Source organism: Micromonospora sp. NPDC049089 (assembly GCF_040648775.1).
In the GTDB taxonomy this organism is placed as follows: Bacteria; Actinomycetota; Actinomycetes; order Mycobacteriales; family Micromonosporaceae; genus Micromonospora.
Window position 1 is genome coordinate 19,527 of sequence record NZ_JBEZEH010000039.1, and the last position, 19,344, is coordinate 38,870.

Here is a 19,344-nt window from a genome sequence, read left to right on the forward strand (position 1 = left end):
CACCACCGGGTTGAAGCGAGCATCCGGATGGTCACGTAGCGCACACCATGCGCAGATCCCCGGGCGCATGTTTAGGGACGCTCGATAAGGTCATCGGTGAGGGTTCCGCCCATCTGCCGAGGAGCACAACCATCGTGGCTGTTAAACGACCCGCGCACCCCGCACTGAACTGGTCCGACCTCGATCGCCGGGCCGTAGACACCGTCCGCGTGCTGGCCATGGACGCCGTAGAGAAATCCGGCAACGGCCACCCGGGCACCGCGATGAGCCTCGCGCCCGCGGCGTACCTCCTCTTCAACCGCGTCATGCGGCACAACCCGGCCGACCCGAACTGGCCCGGCCGCGACCGGTTCGTTCTCTCCGCCGGGCACTCCAGCCTGACGCTCTACATCCAGCTGTTCCTCTCCGGTTACCCGCTGAGCCTGGACGACCTCAAGTCGCTGCGGCAGTGGGGCTCGCAGACGCCGGGGCACCCCGAGCACGGGCACACGCCGGGCGTGGAGACCACCACCGGCCCGCTCGGGCAGGGTCTGGGCAACGCGGTCGGCATGGCCATGGCGGCCCGCCGCGAGCGCGGCCTGTTCGACCCCGAGGCCGAGCTGGGCGCGTCCGTCTTCGACCACGACATCTGGTGCATCGTCTCCGACGGTGACATCGAGGAGGGCATCAGCCACGAGGCCAGCGCCCTCGCCGGGCACCAGCAGCTGGGCAACCTCACGGTGATCTACGACGACAACGAGATCTCCATCGAGGACGACACCCGGATCGCCAAGAGCGAGGACGTGGCCGCCCGCTACGAGGCGTACGGCTGGCACGTGCAGACCGTCGACTGGCGCAGCGGCGACGCCGACCAGGGCGACTACCACGAGGACGCCGAGGCGCTGTACGCGGCGCTGGTGGCCGCCAAGGCGGAGACCGCTCGCCCCTCCTTCATCGCGCTGCGCACCATCATCGGCTGGCCCGCGCCGAACAAGCAGAACACCGGCAAGATCCACGGTTCGGCGCTCGGCGCCGATGAGGTGAAGGCCACCAAGCGGATCCTCGACTTCGACCCGGAGCAGACCTTCCAGGTCGACGAGGAGGTGCTCAGCCACGCCCGCACCGTGATGGGGCGCGGCGACGCGGCCGAGCAGGAGTGGACCGCCGCGTTCGACGCCTGGAAGAAGGCCAACCCGGAGCGCACCGCGCTCTACGAGCGGTTGGCTGGCCGCGTACTCCCCGACGGCTGGACCGACGCGTTGCCGGTCTTCCCCGCGGACGCCAAGGGTGTGGCCACCCGGGCCGCTTCCGGCAAGGTGCTGGAGGCGCTCGCGCCGGTGCTCCCGGAGCTGTGGGGCGGCTCGGCCGACCTGGCCGAGAGCAACAACACCACGATGAAGGGCGAGCCGTCGTTCATCCCGGCCGCCCACGCCACCAAGGACTTCCCCGGCCACGAGTACGGCCGCACGCTGCACTTCGGCATCCGTGAGCACGCCATGGGCGCGATCCTCAACGGCATCGCCCTGCACGGCGGCACCCGCCCCTACGGCGGCACGTTCCTGGTGTTCAGCGACTACATGCGTCCGTCGGTGCGGCTGGCCGCGCTGATGAAGCTGCCGGTGACCTACGTCTGGACGCACGACTCGATCGGCCTCGGCGAGGACGGCCCGACCCACCAGCCGGTGGAGCACCTGACCGCGCTGCGCGCCATTCCCGGCCTGGACGTGGTCCGCCCGGCCGACGCCAACGAGACCGCCTGGGCGTGGCGGCAGGCGCTGGAGCACACCGACCGGCCCACCGCGCTGGCGTTGAGTCGTCAGCCGCTTCCGACCCTGGACCGCGACGTCCTGGGCAGCGCGGAGGGCGTGACCAAGGGTGGTTACGTGTTGGCCGAGGCGTCCAACGGCAAGCCCCAGGTGATCATCGTGGGCACCGGCTCCGAGGTGCAGCTCTGCCTGACCGCCCGGGAGCGGCTGGAGGCCGACGGCACCCCGACCCGGGTCGTCTCGATGCCGTGCCAGGAGTGGTTCTACGAGCAGGACGAGGCGTACCGGGAATCGGTGCTCCCCCGCGGGGTAAAGGCAAGGGTGAGCGTGGAGGCGGGCATCGCGATGTCCTGGCGCGGCATCGTCGGTGACCTGGGCGAGAGCGTCAGCATCGAGCACTACGGCGCGAGTGCCCCGCACACCGTGCTCTTCGAGCAGTTCGGGTTCACCGGTGACCGGATCGTGGCGGCGGCACACGCCTCGCTGGCCCGGGTGGGCGACATCACCGGTTTCACGACCGGCAACTGAGGGAGCGTGGACGGCATGACCGACAAGCTGAATGAGCTGACCGCCGCGGGCGTGGCGGTCTGGCTCGACGACCTTTCCCGGGTACGACTGAGCTCCGGCGGGCTGGACCAGCTCCGCCGCGAGAAGCACGTGGCCGGTGTCACCACCAACCCGACGATCTTCGCCAAGGCCCTGAGCGACGCCGACGAGTACAACTGGCAACTGCGCGACCTCGCTATTCGTGACGTGGACGTGGAAGAGGCCGTCCGCATGCTCACCACGTACGACGTGCGGTGGGCCTGCGACGTGATGCGCCCGTCGTACGACGGCAGCGACGGCGTCGACGGCCGCGTCTCGATCGAGGTGGACCCCCGCAGCGCGCACGACGCGGACAAGACCGTCGCCGAGGCCAAGGCGCTGTGGTGGCTTGTCGACCGGCCCAACCTCTACATCAAGATCCCGGCCACCGAGGAGGGCCTGTCGGCGATCACCGACACGCTCGCCGAGGGGATCAGCGTGAACGTGACGCTGATCTTCGGTCTGGACCGCTACTCGGCGGTCATGGAGGCGTTCCTCGCCGGCCTGGAGCAGGCCAAGGCCAACGGCCACGACCTGTCGAAGATCGGCTCGGTCGCGTCCTTCTTCGTGTCCCGGGTCGACGCCGAGGTCGACAAGCGGCTGGAGAAGATCGGCTCCGAGCAGGCCAAGTCGCTCAGGGGTAAGGCCGCCGTCGCCAACGCCCAACTGGCGTACGAGCGCTACACCGAGGTGTTCGCCTCGGACCGCTGGAAGGCGCTCGCCGCAGCCGGCGCGCACCCGCAGCGGCCGCTGTGGGCGTCCACCTCGACGAAGAACCCGGACTACAAGGACACCATCTACGTCGAGGAGCTGATCGCCCCCGGCACTGTCAACACCATGCCGGAGTCCGTCGTCAACGCGTACGCCGATCATGGCGAGACCCGCGGTGACACCGTCACCGGGGCCTACGACGCGGCCCGCAAGGTCTTCGCGGACCTGGAGTCGGTCGGGGTGGACATGGCCGACGTGATCGCCACCCTGGAGCGCGAGGGCGTGGAGAAGTTCGAGGTCAGCTGGCAGGAGCTGCTCGACGGGGTGACCAAGTCGCTGAAGGCCGCGGCGCAGGGCACCGGCGCGCCGAACAAGGCCGCCAAGGGCAACGCCAAGGCCGCCGACAAGGCGGGTGGCGCATGAGCGACCTGCTTGCGGGGCCGGTGGAGGCAGCCGCCGGGCTGGCCGTGTACGGCGCGGACGCGGTCGACAAGGCCGCGCCCGCCTCGACCCGGGACGCGCTGGTCAAGGCCGGCGTCCCGGGCAGGCTGGCGGGCAAGGACGCCAGCCTGTGGGGTCCGGACGCCGAGGCCGAGGCCAAGATCCGGCTGGGCTGGGTGGACACCCACCGGCGCAGCCGCGAGCTGCTCGTCCAGTTGGCCGAGCTGAGCGCGGAGCTGGCCGACCTGGATCACGTGGTGCTCGCCGGCATGGGCGGCTCTTCGCTCGCGCCCGAGGTGATCACCCAGACGCTCGGACGCCCGTTGACGGTGCTGGACACCACCGACCCGGGCCAGGTCCGGGCGGCGCTCGGTGACCGGCTGGAGCGCACCGTCGTGGTGGTGGCCAGCAAGTCCGGGTCGACGGTGGAGACCGACAGCCACCGGCGCGCGTACTGGCAGGCGTTCCTGGACGCCGGGATGACCGAGGCGGAGGCCGGCCGGCACTTCGTCATCGTCACCGACCCGGGTTCGCCGCTGGAGGCCACCGCGGCCGAGATGGGCGCGTTCACGGTGCTCGCCGACCCGAACGTCGGCGGCCGCTACTCGGCGCTCACCGCGTTCGGCCTGGTGCCCTCGGCGCTGGCCGGGGTCGAGGTCGCGGAGCTGCTCGACCAGGCCGACGCGCTGTCCACGTCGCTCGGCGCGGATCAGAACAACCCGGCGCTGGCGCTGGGCGCCGCTCTGGGCGCGGCGGCAACGCTCGCCCGGGACAAGGTCGCCCTGGTGTCCGACGGCACCGGCATCGACGGGCTCGGCGACTGGGCCGAGCAGCTGATCGCCGAGTCGACGGGCAAGGCCGGGGTGGGCATCCTGCCGGTGGTCGTGGAGTCTCCGCAGAGCCCCGGCGCCACCGGCGCGGACGTGCTGACGATCAGCTACGGCGGCGCGCTGGCCCCCGGTGACATGCCGGGCGGCGGGGCCACCCCGGACGTGGCCGTCAACGGCCCGCTGGGCGCGCAGTTCCTGGCCTGGGAGTACGCCACCGCGGTGGCCGGTGTGGTGCTCGGCATCGACCCGTTCAACCAGCCCAACGTCACCGAGTCCAAGGAGAACACCAACAAGATCCTGGCCTCGGGCCTGCCGGCGGAGACGCCGTCGTTCACCGAGGGCGCGATCGAGGTGTACGCCCCGCAGGGCACCCCCGGCGACCTGGCCGGTGTGCTGCGCTGGCTGCTCGACGGGCTGGGCGACGACGGTTACCTCGCGGTGATGGCGTACCTCGACCGGTTCGCCGACGCCGACACGGCCAAGCTGCGGTCGCTGCTGGCGCAGGCGGGTGGCCGACCGGTCACCTTCGGCTGGGGTCCGCGCTTCCTGCACTCGACTGGCCAGTACCACAAGGGCGGCCCGCAGGTGGGCAGCTATCTCCAGGTGACCGGCGCGGTCGCCGAGGACCTGGCGGTGCCGGGCAAGCCGTACACCTTCGGTGAGTTGCAGGCGGCGCAGGCCGCCGGTGACCGGCAGGCTCTCGCTGGTCGGGAGCGGCCGTTGCTGCGGTTGCACCTCACCGACCGGGCCGCCGGTGTCGCCCAACTACTGGATGCGGCCGGTGATCTGCGGGCGTGAGGATGGACGACGTGACTGAGGCGGAGCGAGGAGGCGGTTCGGTGAACCCGCTGCGCGACCCGCAGGACCGCCGGTTGCCCCGGATCCCGGAGCCCTGTGCTCTGGTGATCTTCGGGGTGACCGGCGACCTGGCCCGCAAGAAACTGCTCCCTGCGGTCTACGACCTGGCCAACCGGGGGCTGTTGCCGCCGGGCTTCGTGGTGCTCGGTTTCGCGCGCCGGGACTGGGGTGACGGCGACTTCGAGACGTTGGCCTGCGAGGCTGCCCGCAAGCACGCCCGCACGCCGTGGCGGGACGAGGTGTGGGCGCGGCTGGCCGGCAACATCAAGTTCGTTGGCGGTTCGTTCGACGACGACGCCGCCTTCGACACCCTCGCCTCGACGCTTGACGATCTGCGCCAGACCCACGGCATCACCGGCAACGCGGCGTTCTACTTCTCCATCCCGCCGGCCGCGTTCCCTGTCGTGCTCAAGCAGTTGGCCCGCACCGGGATGGCCGACAACAACAAGTCCGGCGGTTGGCGCCGGGTCGTGGTGGAGAAGCCGTTCGGTAACGACCTGCCCTCGGCGAAGGCCCTCAACGACCTCGTCGACGACGTGTTCACCCGGGAGGACGTCTTCCGGATCGACCACTACCTGGGCAAGGAGACGGTTCAGAACATCCTCGCCCTGCGGTTCGCCAACAACCTGTTCGAGCCGCTGTGGAACTCGAAGTACGTCGACTCGGTGCAGATCACCATGGCGGAGGACGTCGGCATCGGCAGCCGCGCCGGCTTCTACGACACCGTCGGCACCGCCCGCGACGTGCTGCAGAACCACCTTCTCCAACTCCTCGCCCTGGTGGCGATGGAGGAGCCGACCAGCTTCGACGCCGACGAGATCCGGGCTGAGAAGCTGAAGGTGCTCAAGGCCATCACCCTGCCGAAGGACGTCGCCCGGGACACCGTCCGCGGTCAGTACCTGCCGGGCTGGGTCGGCGGCGAACGCGCTGTCGGTTACCTGGAAGAGCGGGACGTCCCCGCCGACTCCACCACTGAGACGTACGTGGCGGTGCGGTTGGGCATCCAGAACCGCCGCTGGGCGGAGGTGCCGTTCTACATCCGGGCCGGCAAGCGGCTGCCCCGGCGGGTCACCGAGGTCGCCATCATGTTCAAGAAGGCGCCGCACCTGCCGTTCAACGACGCCGACATGGAGTCGCTGGGCAACAACCAGCTGGTCATCCGGGTGCAGCCGGACGAGGGCGTGGTGCTCAAGTTCGGCTCGAAGGTACCGGGCACGACCATGGAGGTCCGCGACATCGCGATGGACTTCCAGTACGGCGAGGCGTTCACCGAGTCCAGCCCCGAGGCGTACGAGCGTCTGGTGCTGGACGTGCTGATCGGCGACCGCACCCTGTTCCCGGACGCGGCCGAGGTCGAGCAGAGCTGGCAGGTGATCGACCCCCTTGAGCACGCCTGGGAGGGCACCACCCCGGAGCCGTACCGGGCCGGCGAGTGGGGCCCCCGGGCCTCCGACGAGATGCTGGCCCGCGAGGGCCGCGCCTGGAGACGAGCATGATCGGGCTGTGGGACACCACCGGCAACGAGGTGGTCAAGGCGCTCGCCGCCGAGCGGCGCAGCGCCGGCGGGGTGGCCAGCGGCATGGCGCTCACCCTCATCGTGGTGGTGGACGAGAAGCGGGTCCGGGAGGCTGAGGCCGCCGCGACGATCGCCGCCGCGGCGCACCCGTGCCGCCTCGTGGTGGTGGTCCGCTCGGAGATCGAGCGGGACCGCAACCGACTGGACGCGGAGATCGTGGTCGGTGGCCGGCTCGGCCCGTGCGAGGCGGTGGTCACCCGGATGTACGGCCGGTTGTCCCTGCACGCCGAGTCGGTCGTGATGCCGCTGCTCGTTCCCGACGTACCGGTGGTCACCTGGTGGCACGGCGAGCCGCCGGCGGAGATCGCCACCGACTTCCTCGGGGTGGTGGCCGACCGGAGGATCACCGACTCTGCGCAGGCCGCCGACCCGTTGGAGGCGCTGCGGCAGCGGGCCCGGGACTACGCCCCGGGCGACACCGACCTGGCGTGGACCCGGATCACCCCGTGGCGCACCCTTGTCGCCGGGGCGTTCGACACCACCAACGCCCAGGTCACCGAGGCGACGATCGTCGCGCCTCCCACTGATCCGACGGCGGCGCTGATGGCCGGTTGGCTGTCCAGCCGGCTCGGCATCACCCCACGCCGGGTGGACAGCAACGAATTCCCCCGGATGCGGGAGGTGCAGCTCAGCTGCGCCAACGGCGATCAGCTGACGCTGACCCGCGAGGACAGCATGGCCGTGTTCCGGCGCACGGGCCAGGACGACCGGGCCCTGCCGCTGGTGCGCCGCCCGCTCGGCGACGAACTGGCCGAGGAGCTGCGCCGGCTGGACGCCGACCAGGTGTACGCGGAGGCGCTGGGCGCGACTGTCGGGCTGCGAGGGCTGGATCAGCGCCCCGCGCAGCGGGTCCACGTCTGGAAGGATCCGGCCACCGCGCAGCGCGCCGAGGCCGGGGTGACCGCGCACGTCGGCACGAGCGGCGAGGGCTGAGCCCAGCCGGGGCACAACGTCGGGCAGGGCCGGTACGCACCGGCCCTGCCCCGCAATCTCCGGGGTTTTCGCCCCACCACCTCGGGCACACCGCCCCGGGCACGACAGCGACCGCCTCGCGGTCCTCGAACGAAGGCGCAACCATGAGTGAGGCGAGTGTCGCCGTCCACGCCGACGCCGACCTGCTGGCGCAGGCCGTGGCGGCTCGGTTGCTGGTGAAGCTGCTCGACGCCCAGGCCGACCGGGGCGAAGCCTCGGTGGTGCTCACCGGAGGTCGGGTCGCGGCGGCCGTCTACCGGGCGGTGGCGACGCTGCCGGCCCGCGACGCGGTGGACTGGTCCCGGGTCGACGTGTGGTGGGGCGACGAACGGTTCCTGCCCGCCGGTGATCCGGACCGCAACGAGACGCAGGCCCGGGCCGCCCTGCTGGACGTGGTGCCGCTGAATCCGGCCCGGGTGCACGCGATGCCGGCTTCGGACGGCCCGGCCGGCAACGACCCCGAGGCGGCGGCTGCCGAGTACGCGCAGGAGCTGGCCCGCGCCGCCCGGCCCGGGAACGCCACACTGCCGCACTTCGACGTGCTGATGCTGGGCGTCGGCGAGGACGGCCACGTGGCCTCGGTCTTCCCCGAGCACCCGGTGGGCTACGAGACCCGGCCGGTGAGCGCGGTGCGGGGCAGCCCCAAGCCGCCGCCGACGCGGACCACCCTCACCCTGCCGGCGATCAACACCGCCGAGGAGGTCTGGCTGGTGGCCGCCGGCGCCGACAAGGCTCGTGCGGTGGGTATGGCGTTGGCCGGCGCAGGCCCGGTGCAGTTGCCGGCAGCCGGCGTGCACGGCGTGAACCGCACCCGCTGGTTGCTGGACCGGACGGCCGCAGCCGATGTGCCCGTCCGACTGCGCAGTCTGCGCTGAGCGGGCGGAGGAGCCCGCTACTCGCCGCGTCGACGGCGCAGTGCGGCGAGCGCCTCGGCGAGCAGGGCCTCTCCCTCCTCGGCGGTACGGCGCTCCTTCACGTACGCCAGGTGGCTCTTGTACGGTTCGGCGCGGACCCGACCTGGTGGGTTCTGGGCGTCCCGACCGGCGGGTAGGCCACAGCGGGGGCAGTCCCACAGGGGTGGCGGTTCGACGTCCGCGGCGATCCGAATGTCGACCCGGTGGTCGTTACGGCACCAGTAGGTGACGTCCTGTCGGGGGGCGGGTTGGTGCCGCTCGTCGGGGCGCATCGGTGCGGACCCGACCCGGGCTCCCCGGATAACGTTGCCATTCGGCACGGCTGCTCGCTCCTGTCGTCGGAGGGGACCCGCCGTCTTCGGGGGTGGAGCGGCGGGCGACGCGGTGCAGCGGAGAAAAGCCTGCGCGCGGCCCGTCGAGTGACGAACCGCGCGCAGATTGTACGACTTACTGAGCCTGCTCAGGCGCCGCTGTTCATTTGGAGGCGCAGCCAGAGCCCGAGCCCGATGATGGCGGCGAACCAGACGACGCTCACCAGAACGGTGTAGCGGTCCAGGTTCTTCTCGGCGACCGAGGAGCCGGCGAGGCTGGAGCTGACGCCACCGCCGAACATGCTCGACAGACCGCCACCCTTGCCACGGTGCAGCAGGATCAGCAGGGTGAGCAGAATGCTCGTGATGACCAGCAACACGATCAACGTGTATGCGAACCAGATCGGCATGGCTGGGGTCAGTTCCTCTCGTAGCGATCCTCGCCCGGTCTGATCGGGCACGGCGGCACCGACCGGCGGACGGGCGGTGTCAAGGATACCGAGCGATCAGCGGGCGAGGTGCTCCGGGAACCTGCAGATCTGAGCGAATTCCTCGGCGTCCAGGCTGGCGCCCCCCACCAGGCCCCCGTCCACGTCCGGTTGGGCCATGATCGAGGCGACGTTGGACGCCTTGACCGACCCGCCGTAGAGAACCCGAACCTGGTCGGCGGTCTCCTGGTCGAAGCGTTCCGCCAGTCGCTGGCGCACCGCCCCGCAGACCTCCTGGGCGTCGTCCGGGGTCGCGGTCTTGCCGGTGCCGATCGCCCAGACCGGCTCGTACGCGATCACGACCTGCCGCACCTGCTCGGGGGTGAGCCCGGCGAGGCCCCCGTCGAGCTGGTCGGAGCAGTGCGCCACGTGGGTGCCCTGCTCGCGGACGTCAAGCCCCTCCCCCACGCACAGGATCGGGGTCAGGCCGTGCGTCAGCGCCGCCTTGACCTTGGCGTTGACCAGCGCGTCGTCCTCGTGGTGGTAGGCCCGCCGCTCGGAGTGCCCGACCACCACGTACGTGCAGCCGAGCTTGGCCAGCTGCGGCCCGGAGATGTCCCCGGTGTACGCGCCGGACGCGTGCGGGGAGAGGTCCTGCCCGCCGTAGCCGATCAGCAGCTTGTCCCCGTCCACCGCGGTCTGCACGGTTCGCAGGTCGGTGAAGGGTGGCAGCACCACCGTCTCGACGGCGGTGAGCTGCTTCTCGGTGAGGCTCGCCGCCAGCTTCTGCACCAGCAGGTTGGCCTCGAGGTGGTTGAGGTTCATCTTCCAGTTGCCGGCCATCAGCGGCCGGCGGGTGGTGCTCGACATTCAGTTCTCCAGGGCCGCGATGCCGGGGAGGGTCTTGCCCTCGAGGTATTCCAGGGAGGCGCCACCACCGGTGGAGATGTGCCCGAAGGACGACTCGTCCAGCCCCAGGGCACGGACGGCCGCGGCCGAGTCACCGCCACCGACGACGCTGAACGCGTCGGCCTTGGTGATCGCCTCGGCGATCCCCCGGGTGCCCGCGGCGAAGGCCGGCATCTCGAACACGCCCATCGGGCCGTTCCAGAAGATCGTCTTCGCCTGGGACAGCGCGGCGCTGAAGCCAGCCACCGTCTCCGGGCCGACATCCAGGCCGAGCCGGTGGCTCGGGATGCCGTCGACCCGCACCGTGTCGTGCGCCGCGTCCGGAGCGAACGCGTCCGCCACCACCACGTCGACCGGCAGCATGATCTTGCCGTCGGCCCGCTCCAGCAGGTTGCGGCAGGTGTCGACCATGTCCTTCTCCAGCAGCGAGGTGCCCACCTCCAGGCCCTGGGCCTTGAGGAAGGTGAAACACATCCCGCCACCGATGAGCAGCCGGTCGACAGTGGGCAGCAGAGCCTCGATCACGGCGAGCTTGTCGGACACCTTCGACCCACCGAGCACCACGACGTACGGGCGCTCGGGGTCACCGGTGAGCTTGGAGAGCACCTCGACCTCACGCAGCACCAGCCGACCCGCGACGTGCGGCAACCGGGCCGGCACGTCGAAGACGCTGGCGTGCTTGCGGTGCACGGCACCGAACGCGTCGTCCACGTACGCGTCGCCGAACGCGGCGAGCTGGTCCGCGAAGGCGCCCCGCTCGGCCTCGTCCTTGCTGGTCTCGCCCGCGTTGAAACGCAGGTTCTCCAGCAGGGCGACCTGGCCGTCGGCCAGGTCGGCGACGGTGGCGCGGGCCGACTCGCCCACGGTGTCGGTGGCGAAGTGCACCGGCGCGCCCAGCAGCTCACCGAGCCGCCCGGCGACCGGGACCAGGCTGAACTGCGGGTCCGGAGCGCCCTTCGGGCGGCCCAGGTGCGAGCAGACGACCACCTTCGCGCCGGCCTCGACCAGCGCGCCGAGGGTCGGCAGCACCGCGCGGATGCGCCCGTCATCCGTGATCGCACCAGTCTGCTTGTCGAGCGGGACGTTCAGGTCGGCGCGCACCAGCACGCGCCGACCCGACACCCCCTCGGCGAGCAGGTCGTCGAGGGTCCGGATGCTCACAGCGACGAACCGACCAGCTTGACGAGGTCGACGAGGCGGTTGGAGTAGCCCCACTCGTTGTCGTACCAGCCGACGACCTTGACCTGGTTGCCGACGACCTTGGTCAGCGGCGCGTCGAAGATGCACGACGCCGGGTCGGTCACGATGTCGGTGGAGACGATCGGGTCCTCGTTGTAGACCAGGATGCCCTTGAGCGGGCCGTCCGCGGCGGCCTTCAGCGCGGCGTTGACCTCGTCCACGGTGGTCTCGCGACCCACGTTGACGGTGAGGTCGGTGACCGAGCCGGTCGGGATCGGCACCCGCAGGGCGTAGCCGTCGAGCTTGCCCTTGAGGTCCGGCAGGACCAGGCCGATCGCCTTGGCGGCGCCGGTCGAGGTCGGGACGATGTTCAGCGCGGCGGCCCGGGCACGACGCAGGTCCGAGTGCGGCGCGTCCTGGAGGTTCTGGTCCTGGGTGTACGCGTGGATCGTCGTCATCAGACCGTGCTGGATGCCGAACGTGTCGTGCAGGACCTTCGCCATCGGCGCGAGGCAGTTGGTGGTGCACGAAGCGTTGGAGATGATGGTGTGCTTCGCCGGGTCGTAGGTGTCGTGGTTGACACCCATGACGACGGTGACGTCCTCGTTCTTCGCCGGGGCGGAGATGATGACCTTCTTGGCCCCACCGTCGACGTGCGCCTTGGCCTTGGTGGCGTCGGTGAAGAAGCCGGTCGACTCGATGACGACGTCGGCGCCGACCTCGCCCCACGGCAGCTTCGACGGGTCCTTCTCGGCGTACGCCTTGATGGTCTTGCCACCGACGGTGATCTCGTCGGAGTTGGCCTTGACCTCGTACGGCAGGCGACCGAGGATGCTGTCGTACTTGAGCAGGTGGGCGAGCGTGGCGTTGTCGGTCAGGTCGTTCACCGCCACGACCTCGATGTCGGCGTCAGACGCCAGCACTGCCCGGAAGAAGTTACGGCCGATTCGGCCAAAGCCGTTGATGCCAACCCGGATGGTCACAGGTCCCATCTCCTCGCGTTCTGGTCCGCCGGCTTCAGACAACGGGCCGGCGGGAATGGTGTGCGCCGACCGTTGGAGCCGGCCGTCGACGGTTCATCTCGGCCACCCCGCCGCGCGGTCTGAGGACCTGACCGCCCGAGGCGGTGGGCACGACGAGAAAGGCCGGTGTCGGCCCCCTTGCCGTACTCAGCGACCTTATCCGAGCGTGCGAGACCACGCTGCGCCGGGTCGCGCTCCCGGGCGCACCGTGCGGCCCCACCGTCCTATCAGACCACGAGCATGTCGGGCGTGACTGCCGCTTCCGTATCCGGGATGCCAAGGTCGCGGGCCCGCTTGTCGGCCAGCGCCAGGAGCCTGCGGATCCGTCCCGCGATGGCGTCCTTGGTCAGCGGGGGGTCGGCCAGGGCGCCCAGTTCCTCCAGCGACGCCTGCCGGTGCTCCAGACGCAGCCGACCGGCGTCGGTCAGGTGGTTGGGCGCCTCGTCGGCGAGGATCTCCAACGCACGGGTGACCCGGGCGGCCGCGGCGACCGCCGCCCGCGCCGAGCGGCGCAGGTTGGCGTCGTCGAAGTTGGCGAGCCGGTTGGCGGTGGCCCGCACCTCGCGGCGTACCCGACGCTCCTCCCAGGCCAGCACGCTGGAGTGCGCGCCGATCCGGGTGAGCAGCGCGGCGATAGCGTCGCCGTCCTTGACGACCACCCGGTCCACCCCGCGTACCTCGCGGTTCTTCGCGGTGATGCCGATGCGGCGGGCCGCGCCGACCAGCGCCAGCGCGGACTCCGGCCCCGGGCAGGTGATCTCCAGCGCGCTGGAGCGGCCGGGCTCGGTGAGCGAGCCGTGGGCCATGAACGCGCCCCGCCACGCGGAGACCGCGCAGCAGACGTTGGCCGCCACCACGTGTGGGGGCAGCCCTCGCACCGGGCGACCCCGCACGTCGAGCAGGCCGGTCTGCCGCGCGAGGGCCTCGCCGTCCTTGACCACCCGCACGATGAAGTGGCTGCCCTTGCGCAGCCCACCGGAGGCCAGCACGTGGATCTCGCTGGGGTAGCCGTAGACCTCGGCGACCTCCCGGCGCAGCCGCCGGGCGACCGCCCCGGTGTCCAGTTCCGCCTCCACCACCACGCGGCCGGAGACGATGTGCAGCCCGCCGGCGAAGCGCAGCAGCGCGGCCATCTCCGCCCGCCGGCAGCAGGGCTTGGGCACGTCGACCCGACTCAGCTCGTCCTTGACCGCGGCCGTCATCGCCATTGTGCGTCCCCTCACGGACCTGTTCCGGCGTGTCGCCGGAGATTACGTACGTGTCTAACGATCGGCGCCCAGGACAGGCACCAGCGCGGCGCCCAGGGCAGCCGGATCATGGCGGGGAGTCCCGTCGACAACGGCGACGGGGGCGAGGACCAGGCGGGCACCCAGCGATTCTGCCGCACGTTCGACCGGTTCGGGGTCACCCACCGCCTTGGCGTCGGCGAGCACAAGATCGACCTTGAGTTCGGGCAGGTACCAGTGCAGTGCCGCGAGATGATCGGCGACGGAGAGCCCCAGGGTCTCCTTCTCCGCGGCGAGGTTCAACGTGACCAGCCGCCGGGCCGAGGTGGACACGATCGCGTCGGCCAACTGCGGCACCAGCAGGTGCGGAAGCACACTCGTGTACCAGCTGCCCGGCCCAAAGATCAACCAATCGGCCGCCCGGATCGCCTCGATGGCCTCGGCGCACGCCGGTGGGGCGCTCGGGGTGAGGCGCAGCGACTCGACCCGCCCGGTGGTCACGGCCACCTGGTGCTGGCCACTGACCGTGCACACCTCGTCCGGGGCGGCCGGGTCGGCACCGCGTACCCGCGCCTCGATGCCGACCGGTTGGCGGGACATCGGCAACACCCGGCCCACCGCGCCGAGCATCGCGCCGGCGTGCTCCAGCGCCGCCACCGGGTCGCCGAGCAGCTCCATGAGGCCGCAGAGCACCAGGTTGCCCACCGCGTGCCCGGTCAGACCGTCGGTGCCGGCCGACGCCCCGTCGGTGCCGCGCGGAGCCGCGCCGTCCCGGCCCGCGTCGTCGCCCGCCGCCAGGCCCCGGCCGGTCGCGCCGGGTCCGGGTACGCCCACCGGCGCGGCGGCGAAGCGGTGCTGGAACAGCCCGGCGCTGCGCCGGGTGGCCGGGTGGTCACCGGCCAGGGCCACCAACGCCTGGCGCAGATCTCCCGGCGGCAGGCCACCCCGCTCGGCCCGCAGCCGACCACTGGAACCACCGTCGTCACCCACCGTGACCACCGCGGTGATGTCGAGGTCGAGTTCGGGGGCGCAGTGGCGCAGCGCACGCAACGAGGCGGACAGACCGTGCCCGCCGCCGAACGCCACCACCCGCCGGGCCGTCATTCCCGCCCCAGGTCGCGGTGCTGGGCGTTCGCCGCCAACCCCGAGTGACGCAGTCGGCTGGCCAACTCCTCGGCGATGGCCACGCTGCGGTGCTTGCCGCCGGTGCAGCCCACGGCGACCGTGAGGTACCGCTTGCCCTCCCGCTCGAAGCCGGTCGTGGTGGCGTTGACCAGGTCGGCGTACGAGGCGACGAAGGCGTCCGCGCCCTCCTGGCCCAGCACGTACGCGCTGACCGCCTCCTCCCGCCCGGTGTGCTCCCGCAGCTCCGGCACCCAGTACGGATTGGGCAGGAAGCGGGCGTCCAACACGAAGTCGGCGTCCGGTGGCAGGCCGTACTTGAAGCCGAACGACAACACGGTGACCCGCAGCCGGCGGGCGTCCTCGCCGCCGAACAGCTCCTCGATGCGGCGCCGGAGCTGGTTGACGTTCAGGTGGCTGGTGTCAATGATCACGTCGGCCTGGTCACGGGCCTCCTCCAGCAGGCCGCGCTCCACGGCGATGCCGTCGGCCAGCCGCCCGTCACCCTGCAACGGATGCGAACGGCGAACGCTCTCGAACCGCCGGATCAGCACCTCGTCGTCGGCGTCGACGAAGACCACCCGGGGCGAGAATCCGCGCTCCTTGAGCTCCCGGATCGCCCCGGCCAGGTCCGTGGAGAAGGCCCGCGACCGCACGTCCAGCACCATCGCGGTACGCCGAGCCGCGCCGCCCGCCTTGAACGCCAGCTCGGCCATGTCCAGCATCAGGGCCTGCGGCAGGTTGTCCACGACGTAGTAGCCGACGTTCTCCAACGCCCGGGCCACAGTGCTGCGGCCACCCCCGGAGACGCCGGTGACCACCACCAATGTGGTCTCCGACTCAGCCGCCACCTGCTCGTCATTGGCATCCGGGCCGTCGATCCGGTCCCCGGCTGTGCGCGCCTCGCTCACCCGTACCCCCAAGCCGTGGCGCCGCGGCCGCCCTCGGCCGCGATTGGTCAATCAGCGACTCTATCCCGCCACCCGGTCCCCGCCCGGCACCCGTGGCCGGACGGCGCACACCGAGCGCCCGGCGGTCGCGCTCCCGACAGTGCGCGCCCTTGATGACGATCAGTAACCGTCTATACGCTCCTTGCGATAACCGCAGGTCAAGGCCGATATCTGGGAGGGTGCGATGCACGACCTGGCGGACAAGAACAAGTACGTGGGCTTCCTGTTCATGCGGATCAACCCCGAATACTTCGCCCTCGGACGTGAGGGCATCCACGAGATCTCCGCCGAGCACGCCCGTGACCTGGGCCGCTTCGCCAAGCAGCTCACCCACGTCGTCTGCACCGGGGTGAACGGCACGTACGACCAGGTCACCATGGTCGAGGCCGACACCCTGGAGGAGATCAACGCGGCGGCCACCGCCTTCCGCATGGGCAACAAGGCCCGCTACATCGAGATCGTCGACATCGTGATCGGGATGAAGGCCCCGCCACGCGGCCTGGCCAACCGGTCCAGCCAGCCCGGCTGACCGCCCCGCCCGTCCGGCCCACCCGACCCGGGTGCGCCGGGCGGGCGCTGTCGGGCTGGGCTCGTAGACTCCCCGGATGGCTTCTCCCACCGACCTGCGGGCCGCCTCCGACGCCCTGGACGTGCTGAGCCGGGTGTTCGGCTACGACGCCTTCCGCGGTTTCCAGCGGGACCTGATCGACCACGTGGTCGATGGCGGCGACGCGCTGGTGTTGATGCCCACCGGTGGCGGCAAGTCCCTGTGCTACCAGATCCCGGCCCTGGTCCGCGACGGGGTCGCCGTCGTCGTGTCCCCGCTGATCGCGCTCATGCAGGACCAGGTGGACGCCCTCACCGCGGTCGGCGTACGCGCCGGGTTCCTCAACTCGACCCAGACCCTGGACGCCCGGCGACGGGTGGAGGCGGCCTTCGTCGCCGGCGAGCTGGACCTGCTCTACCTCGCCCCGGAGGCGCTCGGCGTCCGATCCACCCTCGCCCTGCTCGACCGGGGCCGCATCTCCCTGTTCGCGATCGACGAGGCGCACTGCGTGTCCCAGTGGGGGCACGACTTCCGCCCCGACTATCTCGCGCTCTCCATGCTGCACGAACGCTGGCCGCAGGTGCCCCGCATCGCCCTGACCGCCACCGCGACCAGCGCCACCCGCACCGAGATCGCGACCCGGCTCAACCTCGACGACGCCCGGCACTTCGTGGCCAGTTTCGACCGGCCCAACATCCAGTACCGGATCGTGCCCAAGCGCGAGCCCCGCAAGCAGTTACTGACCCTGCTGCGCGACGAGCACCCCGGCGACGCCGGCATCGTCTACTGCCTGTCCCGTGCCTCGGTCGACAAGACGGCGGAGTTCCTCACCGCCAACGGGGTCGCCGCGCTGCCGTACCACGCAGGGCTGGACGCGGGCACCCGCGCCCGCAACCAGCAGCGCTTCCTGCGGGAAGACGGCCTGGTCATGGTAGCCACCATCGCCTTCGGCATGGGCATCGACAAGCCCGACGTGCGGTTCGTCGCCCACCTCGACCTACCCAAGTCCGTCGAGGGCTACTACCAGGAGACCGGCCGCGCCGGCCGTGACGGTCTGCCGTCCACCGCCTGGCTGGCGTACGGGCTTCAGGACGTGGTCCAGCAACGCAAGATGATCGAGACGTCCGACGGGGACCTCGCCCACCGCCGCAACCTGGCCGCACACCTGGACGCGATGCTCGCCCTCTGCGAGACGGTGCGCTGCCGGCGGGTCCAACTGCTCGAATACTTCGGCGAGACGACGACGGCGGCGTGCGGCAACTGCGACACCTGCCTCACCCCACCGGAGACCTGGGACGGCACCGTCGCCGCCCAGAAGTTGCTTTCCGCCGTCTTCCGCCTCGACCGCGAACGCAACCAGCGCTTCGGCGCCGGGCACTGCATCGACATCCTGCTCGGCAAGCAGACCGACAAGATCAGCCAGTACGGTCACGACTCCCTGACCGTCTTCGGCATCGGCTCCGAGCTCAGCGAGGCCGAGTGGCGGGGCGTGGTCCGCCAACTGCTCGCCGAAGGGCTCCTCGCCGTCGAGGGCGACTACGGCACGCTGGCGCTGACCGAGGCGAGCGCCGACGTCCTCGCTCGCCGCCGTACGGTCACCATGCGCCGTGAGCCGGAGAAGCCGGCATCGAGCCGCTCATCGAAGTCGCGCGGCGCGTCCACCGTCGTGGCCGAGCTGACCCCGGCCGCCGCGTCGCTGTTCGAGCGGCTGCGAGCCTGGCGCGCGACCACCGCCAAGGAACAGGGCGTCCCGGCGTACGTCATCTTCCACGACGCGACACTGCGACAGATCGCCAGCGACGCGCCCGGCACGCTGGGCGACCTGTCCAAGGTCAGCGGGGTCGGCGAGAACAAACTCGCCAAGTACGGCGAGCAGATCCTGGCCGTCCTCGCCACCGACTGAGCTCATGCCGAAGGGCCGGACCCTCGTGGGGGTCCGGCCCATCGGTCATGTGGTTTGGGTCAGCTGGTGGCGTAGCCGCGGGTGGCGATCCAGTCCGCGAGGTGCTCGATGGTGACCTCGTACGAGGCGGTGTTCGGGTCGGCGGAGTCGGCGATCTTGACGATGTTGCCGTTGTCGCGGTAGCCGACGACGCTGATGTAGTGCCCACCCTCGAAGGAGTGGATACCGCCGTCGGGGTCGGTGGTGGTGCCGGCGATGTTGGCGACCACGGCCCGCCCGTCGTCGACGGTCTTGACGACGTCGGCGCGAAGCTTGTCGGTCTGCTTCTCATCGGCCTTGGGGGTGCTGATCTCGACGGAGTGGTAGGCGTCGTTCTTGCCGGTCTCCTTGTTCAGCACGGGGGTGATGTCGTTGATGGAGTTGGTGCCGGCCTCGGTGGTGCCCATCTCCTTGGCCATGGCGTCCACGCTGATGTCCTTGCCCTGCACACTCAGGGCGTTGCGGGCGGCGGCGGGGCCGCAGTAGTAGAAGTTCGGCTGGGCCTCGTAGCGCACACCGAGCTCCCGCTCGCCGTGGCCCTTGCGGTCGGTCTGCGCCTGCGACGCCGGCTTGCTGGTGTTCGGGGCGGCGAACGCGGTGGTGACGGGTCCGACGATGGCGCCTCCGGTGAAGGCGAGGCCGGCGGCGGTCAGAGCGGTCTTACGAATCAGATCGGTACGCATGATGGCGTGCTCCTCTGCCTCGGGGGATACCCACACCACACCGGGGGGATGGTGGTGCGGGGAAAGTTCGTGCCCGGCGACCCGCAACGGGGTCGGCGTCGGGACGTGGTGTAACGGGTGCCGGTGGCGGATCATTCCGCCTACCCGCAGGCGGTCGGCCTGTTGTGCTGCTCGGCCGTTCCGGGGGAGTAACCGTGGGGGCCTGCCGGGTGTTCCCGGGGGCGGCCCGGCCGTTGTGGTGCTGGCGCTCGGCCGTGCGGGGGTGTAACCGTGGGGGTCTGCCGGGTGTTCCCGGGGGCGGACCGGCCGTTGTGGTGCTGGCGCTCGGCCGTGCGGGGGTGTAACCGTGGGGGTCTGCCGGGTGTTAACGGGGGCGGCGCGGCCGTTGTGGAG

17 protein-coding genes are annotated in these 19,344 nt (G+C 71.1%); 8 read left to right on the forward strand and 9 right to left on the reverse strand.

The features are described 5' to 3' along the window. Positions 1–134 precede the first annotated feature (134 nt). From tkt to pgl, 6 genes are all read left to right on the forward strand, one after another. Complete coding sequence (gene tkt, locus AB0B48_RS09825; protein ID WP_357198532.1) at positions 135–2,273, forward strand: transketolase; 2,139 nt, start codon at positions 135–137, stop codon at positions 2,271–2,273. A gap of 15 nt (positions 2,274–2,288) precedes the next feature. Further along, entirely contained in the window at positions 2,289–3,464 is a 1,176-nt protein-coding gene (gene tal, locus AB0B48_RS09830; protein ID WP_357198535.1) for a transaldolase, read from the forward strand. After that, the gene (locus tag AB0B48_RS09835) at positions 3,461–5,110 is read left to right on the forward strand and encodes a glucose-6-phosphate isomerase (protein ID WP_357198538.1); all 1,650 of its coding nucleotides are present in this window, start codon (positions 3,461–3,463) and stop codon (positions 5,108–5,110) included. Before tal ends, AB0B48_RS09835 begins: the two co-directional genes overlap by 4 nt. A gap of 2 nt (positions 5,111–5,112) precedes the next feature. Then, positions 5,113–6,666 carry a glucose-6-phosphate dehydrogenase gene (gene zwf / locus AB0B48_RS09840; RefSeq protein WP_357198541.1) on the forward strand — a complete coding sequence of 518 codons (1,554 nt, stop codon included), beginning with the start codon at positions 5,113–5,115 and terminating at the stop codon, positions 6,664–6,666. Then, complete coding sequence (locus tag AB0B48_RS09845; protein ID WP_355009945.1) at positions 6,663–7,679, forward strand: glucose-6-phosphate dehydrogenase assembly protein OpcA; 1,017 nt, start codon at positions 6,663–6,665, stop codon at positions 7,677–7,679. Before zwf ends, AB0B48_RS09845 begins: the two co-directional genes overlap by 4 nt. Positions 7,680–7,822: 143 nt before the next feature. After that, the gene (gene pgl / locus AB0B48_RS09850) at positions 7,823–8,593 is read left to right on the forward strand and encodes a 6-phosphogluconolactonase (RefSeq protein WP_357198545.1); all 771 of its coding nucleotides are present in this window, start codon (positions 7,823–7,825) and stop codon (positions 8,591–8,593) included. 17 nt (positions 8,594–8,610) lie between these two features. Here pgl and AB0B48_RS09855 read toward each other — a convergent pair whose 3' ends face one another. The 8 genes from AB0B48_RS09855 to rapZ form a co-directional block, all read right to left on the reverse strand. Next, positions 8,611–8,952, reverse strand: coding sequence for an RNA polymerase-binding protein RbpA (locus AB0B48_RS09855; RefSeq protein ID WP_124853953.1), 342 nt, complete (start codon positions 8,950–8,952; stop codon positions 8,611–8,613). Between the two features lie 140 nt (positions 8,953–9,092). Continuing rightward, positions 9,093–9,353: a preprotein translocase subunit SecG gene (gene secG / locus AB0B48_RS09860; RefSeq protein WP_121653040.1), complete on the reverse strand. Its 261-nt coding sequence runs from the start codon at positions 9,351–9,353 to the stop codon at positions 9,093–9,095. 96 nt (positions 9,354–9,449) lie between these two features. Continuing rightward, entirely contained in the window at positions 9,450–10,241 is a 792-nt protein-coding gene (gene tpiA / locus AB0B48_RS09865; RefSeq protein WP_357198549.1) for a triose-phosphate isomerase, read from the reverse strand. Then, positions 10,242–11,441: a phosphoglycerate kinase gene (locus AB0B48_RS09870; RefSeq protein WP_357198552.1), complete on the reverse strand. Its 1,200-nt coding sequence runs from the start codon at positions 11,439–11,441 to the stop codon at positions 10,242–10,244. Next, the gene (gene gap, locus AB0B48_RS09875) at positions 11,438–12,442 is read right to left on the reverse strand and encodes a type I glyceraldehyde-3-phosphate dehydrogenase (RefSeq protein WP_357198555.1); all 1,005 of its coding nucleotides are present in this window, start codon (positions 12,440–12,442) and stop codon (positions 11,438–11,440) included. The genes AB0B48_RS09870 and gap overlap by 4 nt, the downstream gene beginning before the upstream one ends. Before the next feature lie 266 nt (positions 12,443–12,708). Then, a complete protein-coding gene (whiA, locus tag AB0B48_RS09880; RefSeq protein WP_210785006.1) occupies positions 12,709–13,689 on the reverse strand; it encodes a DNA-binding protein WhiA in 981 nt (326 codons plus the stop codon). Between the two features lie 54 nt (positions 13,690–13,743). Continuing rightward, positions 13,744–14,811, reverse strand: a complete 1,068-nt coding sequence (locus AB0B48_RS09885; protein ID WP_357198559.1) for a 2-phospho-L-lactate transferase CofD family protein — start codon at positions 14,809–14,811, stop codon at positions 13,744–13,746. Beyond that, complete coding sequence (gene rapZ, locus AB0B48_RS09890) at positions 14,808–15,710, reverse strand: RNase adapter RapZ (protein ID WP_355009982.1); 903 nt, start codon at positions 15,708–15,710, stop codon at positions 14,808–14,810. Before rapZ ends, AB0B48_RS09885 begins: the two co-directional genes overlap by 4 nt. A gap of 253 nt (positions 15,711–15,963) precedes the next feature. Between rapZ and AB0B48_RS09895 the strand changes: the two genes are divergently transcribed. Beyond that, complete coding sequence (locus AB0B48_RS09895) at positions 15,964–16,308, forward strand: hypothetical protein (protein WP_355009940.1); 345 nt, start codon at positions 15,964–15,966, stop codon at positions 16,306–16,308. Positions 16,309–16,384: 76 nt separating this feature from the next. Then, positions 16,385–18,229, forward strand: coding sequence for a DNA helicase RecQ (gene recQ, locus AB0B48_RS09900; protein ID WP_357198562.1), 1,845 nt, complete (start codon positions 16,385–16,387; stop codon positions 18,227–18,229). Between the two features lie 59 nt (positions 18,230–18,288). Here the strand turns inward: recQ and AB0B48_RS09905 are convergent, their stop codons facing one another. Beyond that, positions 18,289–18,951, reverse strand: a complete 663-nt coding sequence (locus AB0B48_RS09905; protein WP_357198565.1) for a C39 family peptidase — start codon at positions 18,949–18,951, stop codon at positions 18,289–18,291. Between the last annotated feature and the right edge of the window lie 393 nt (positions 18,952–19,344).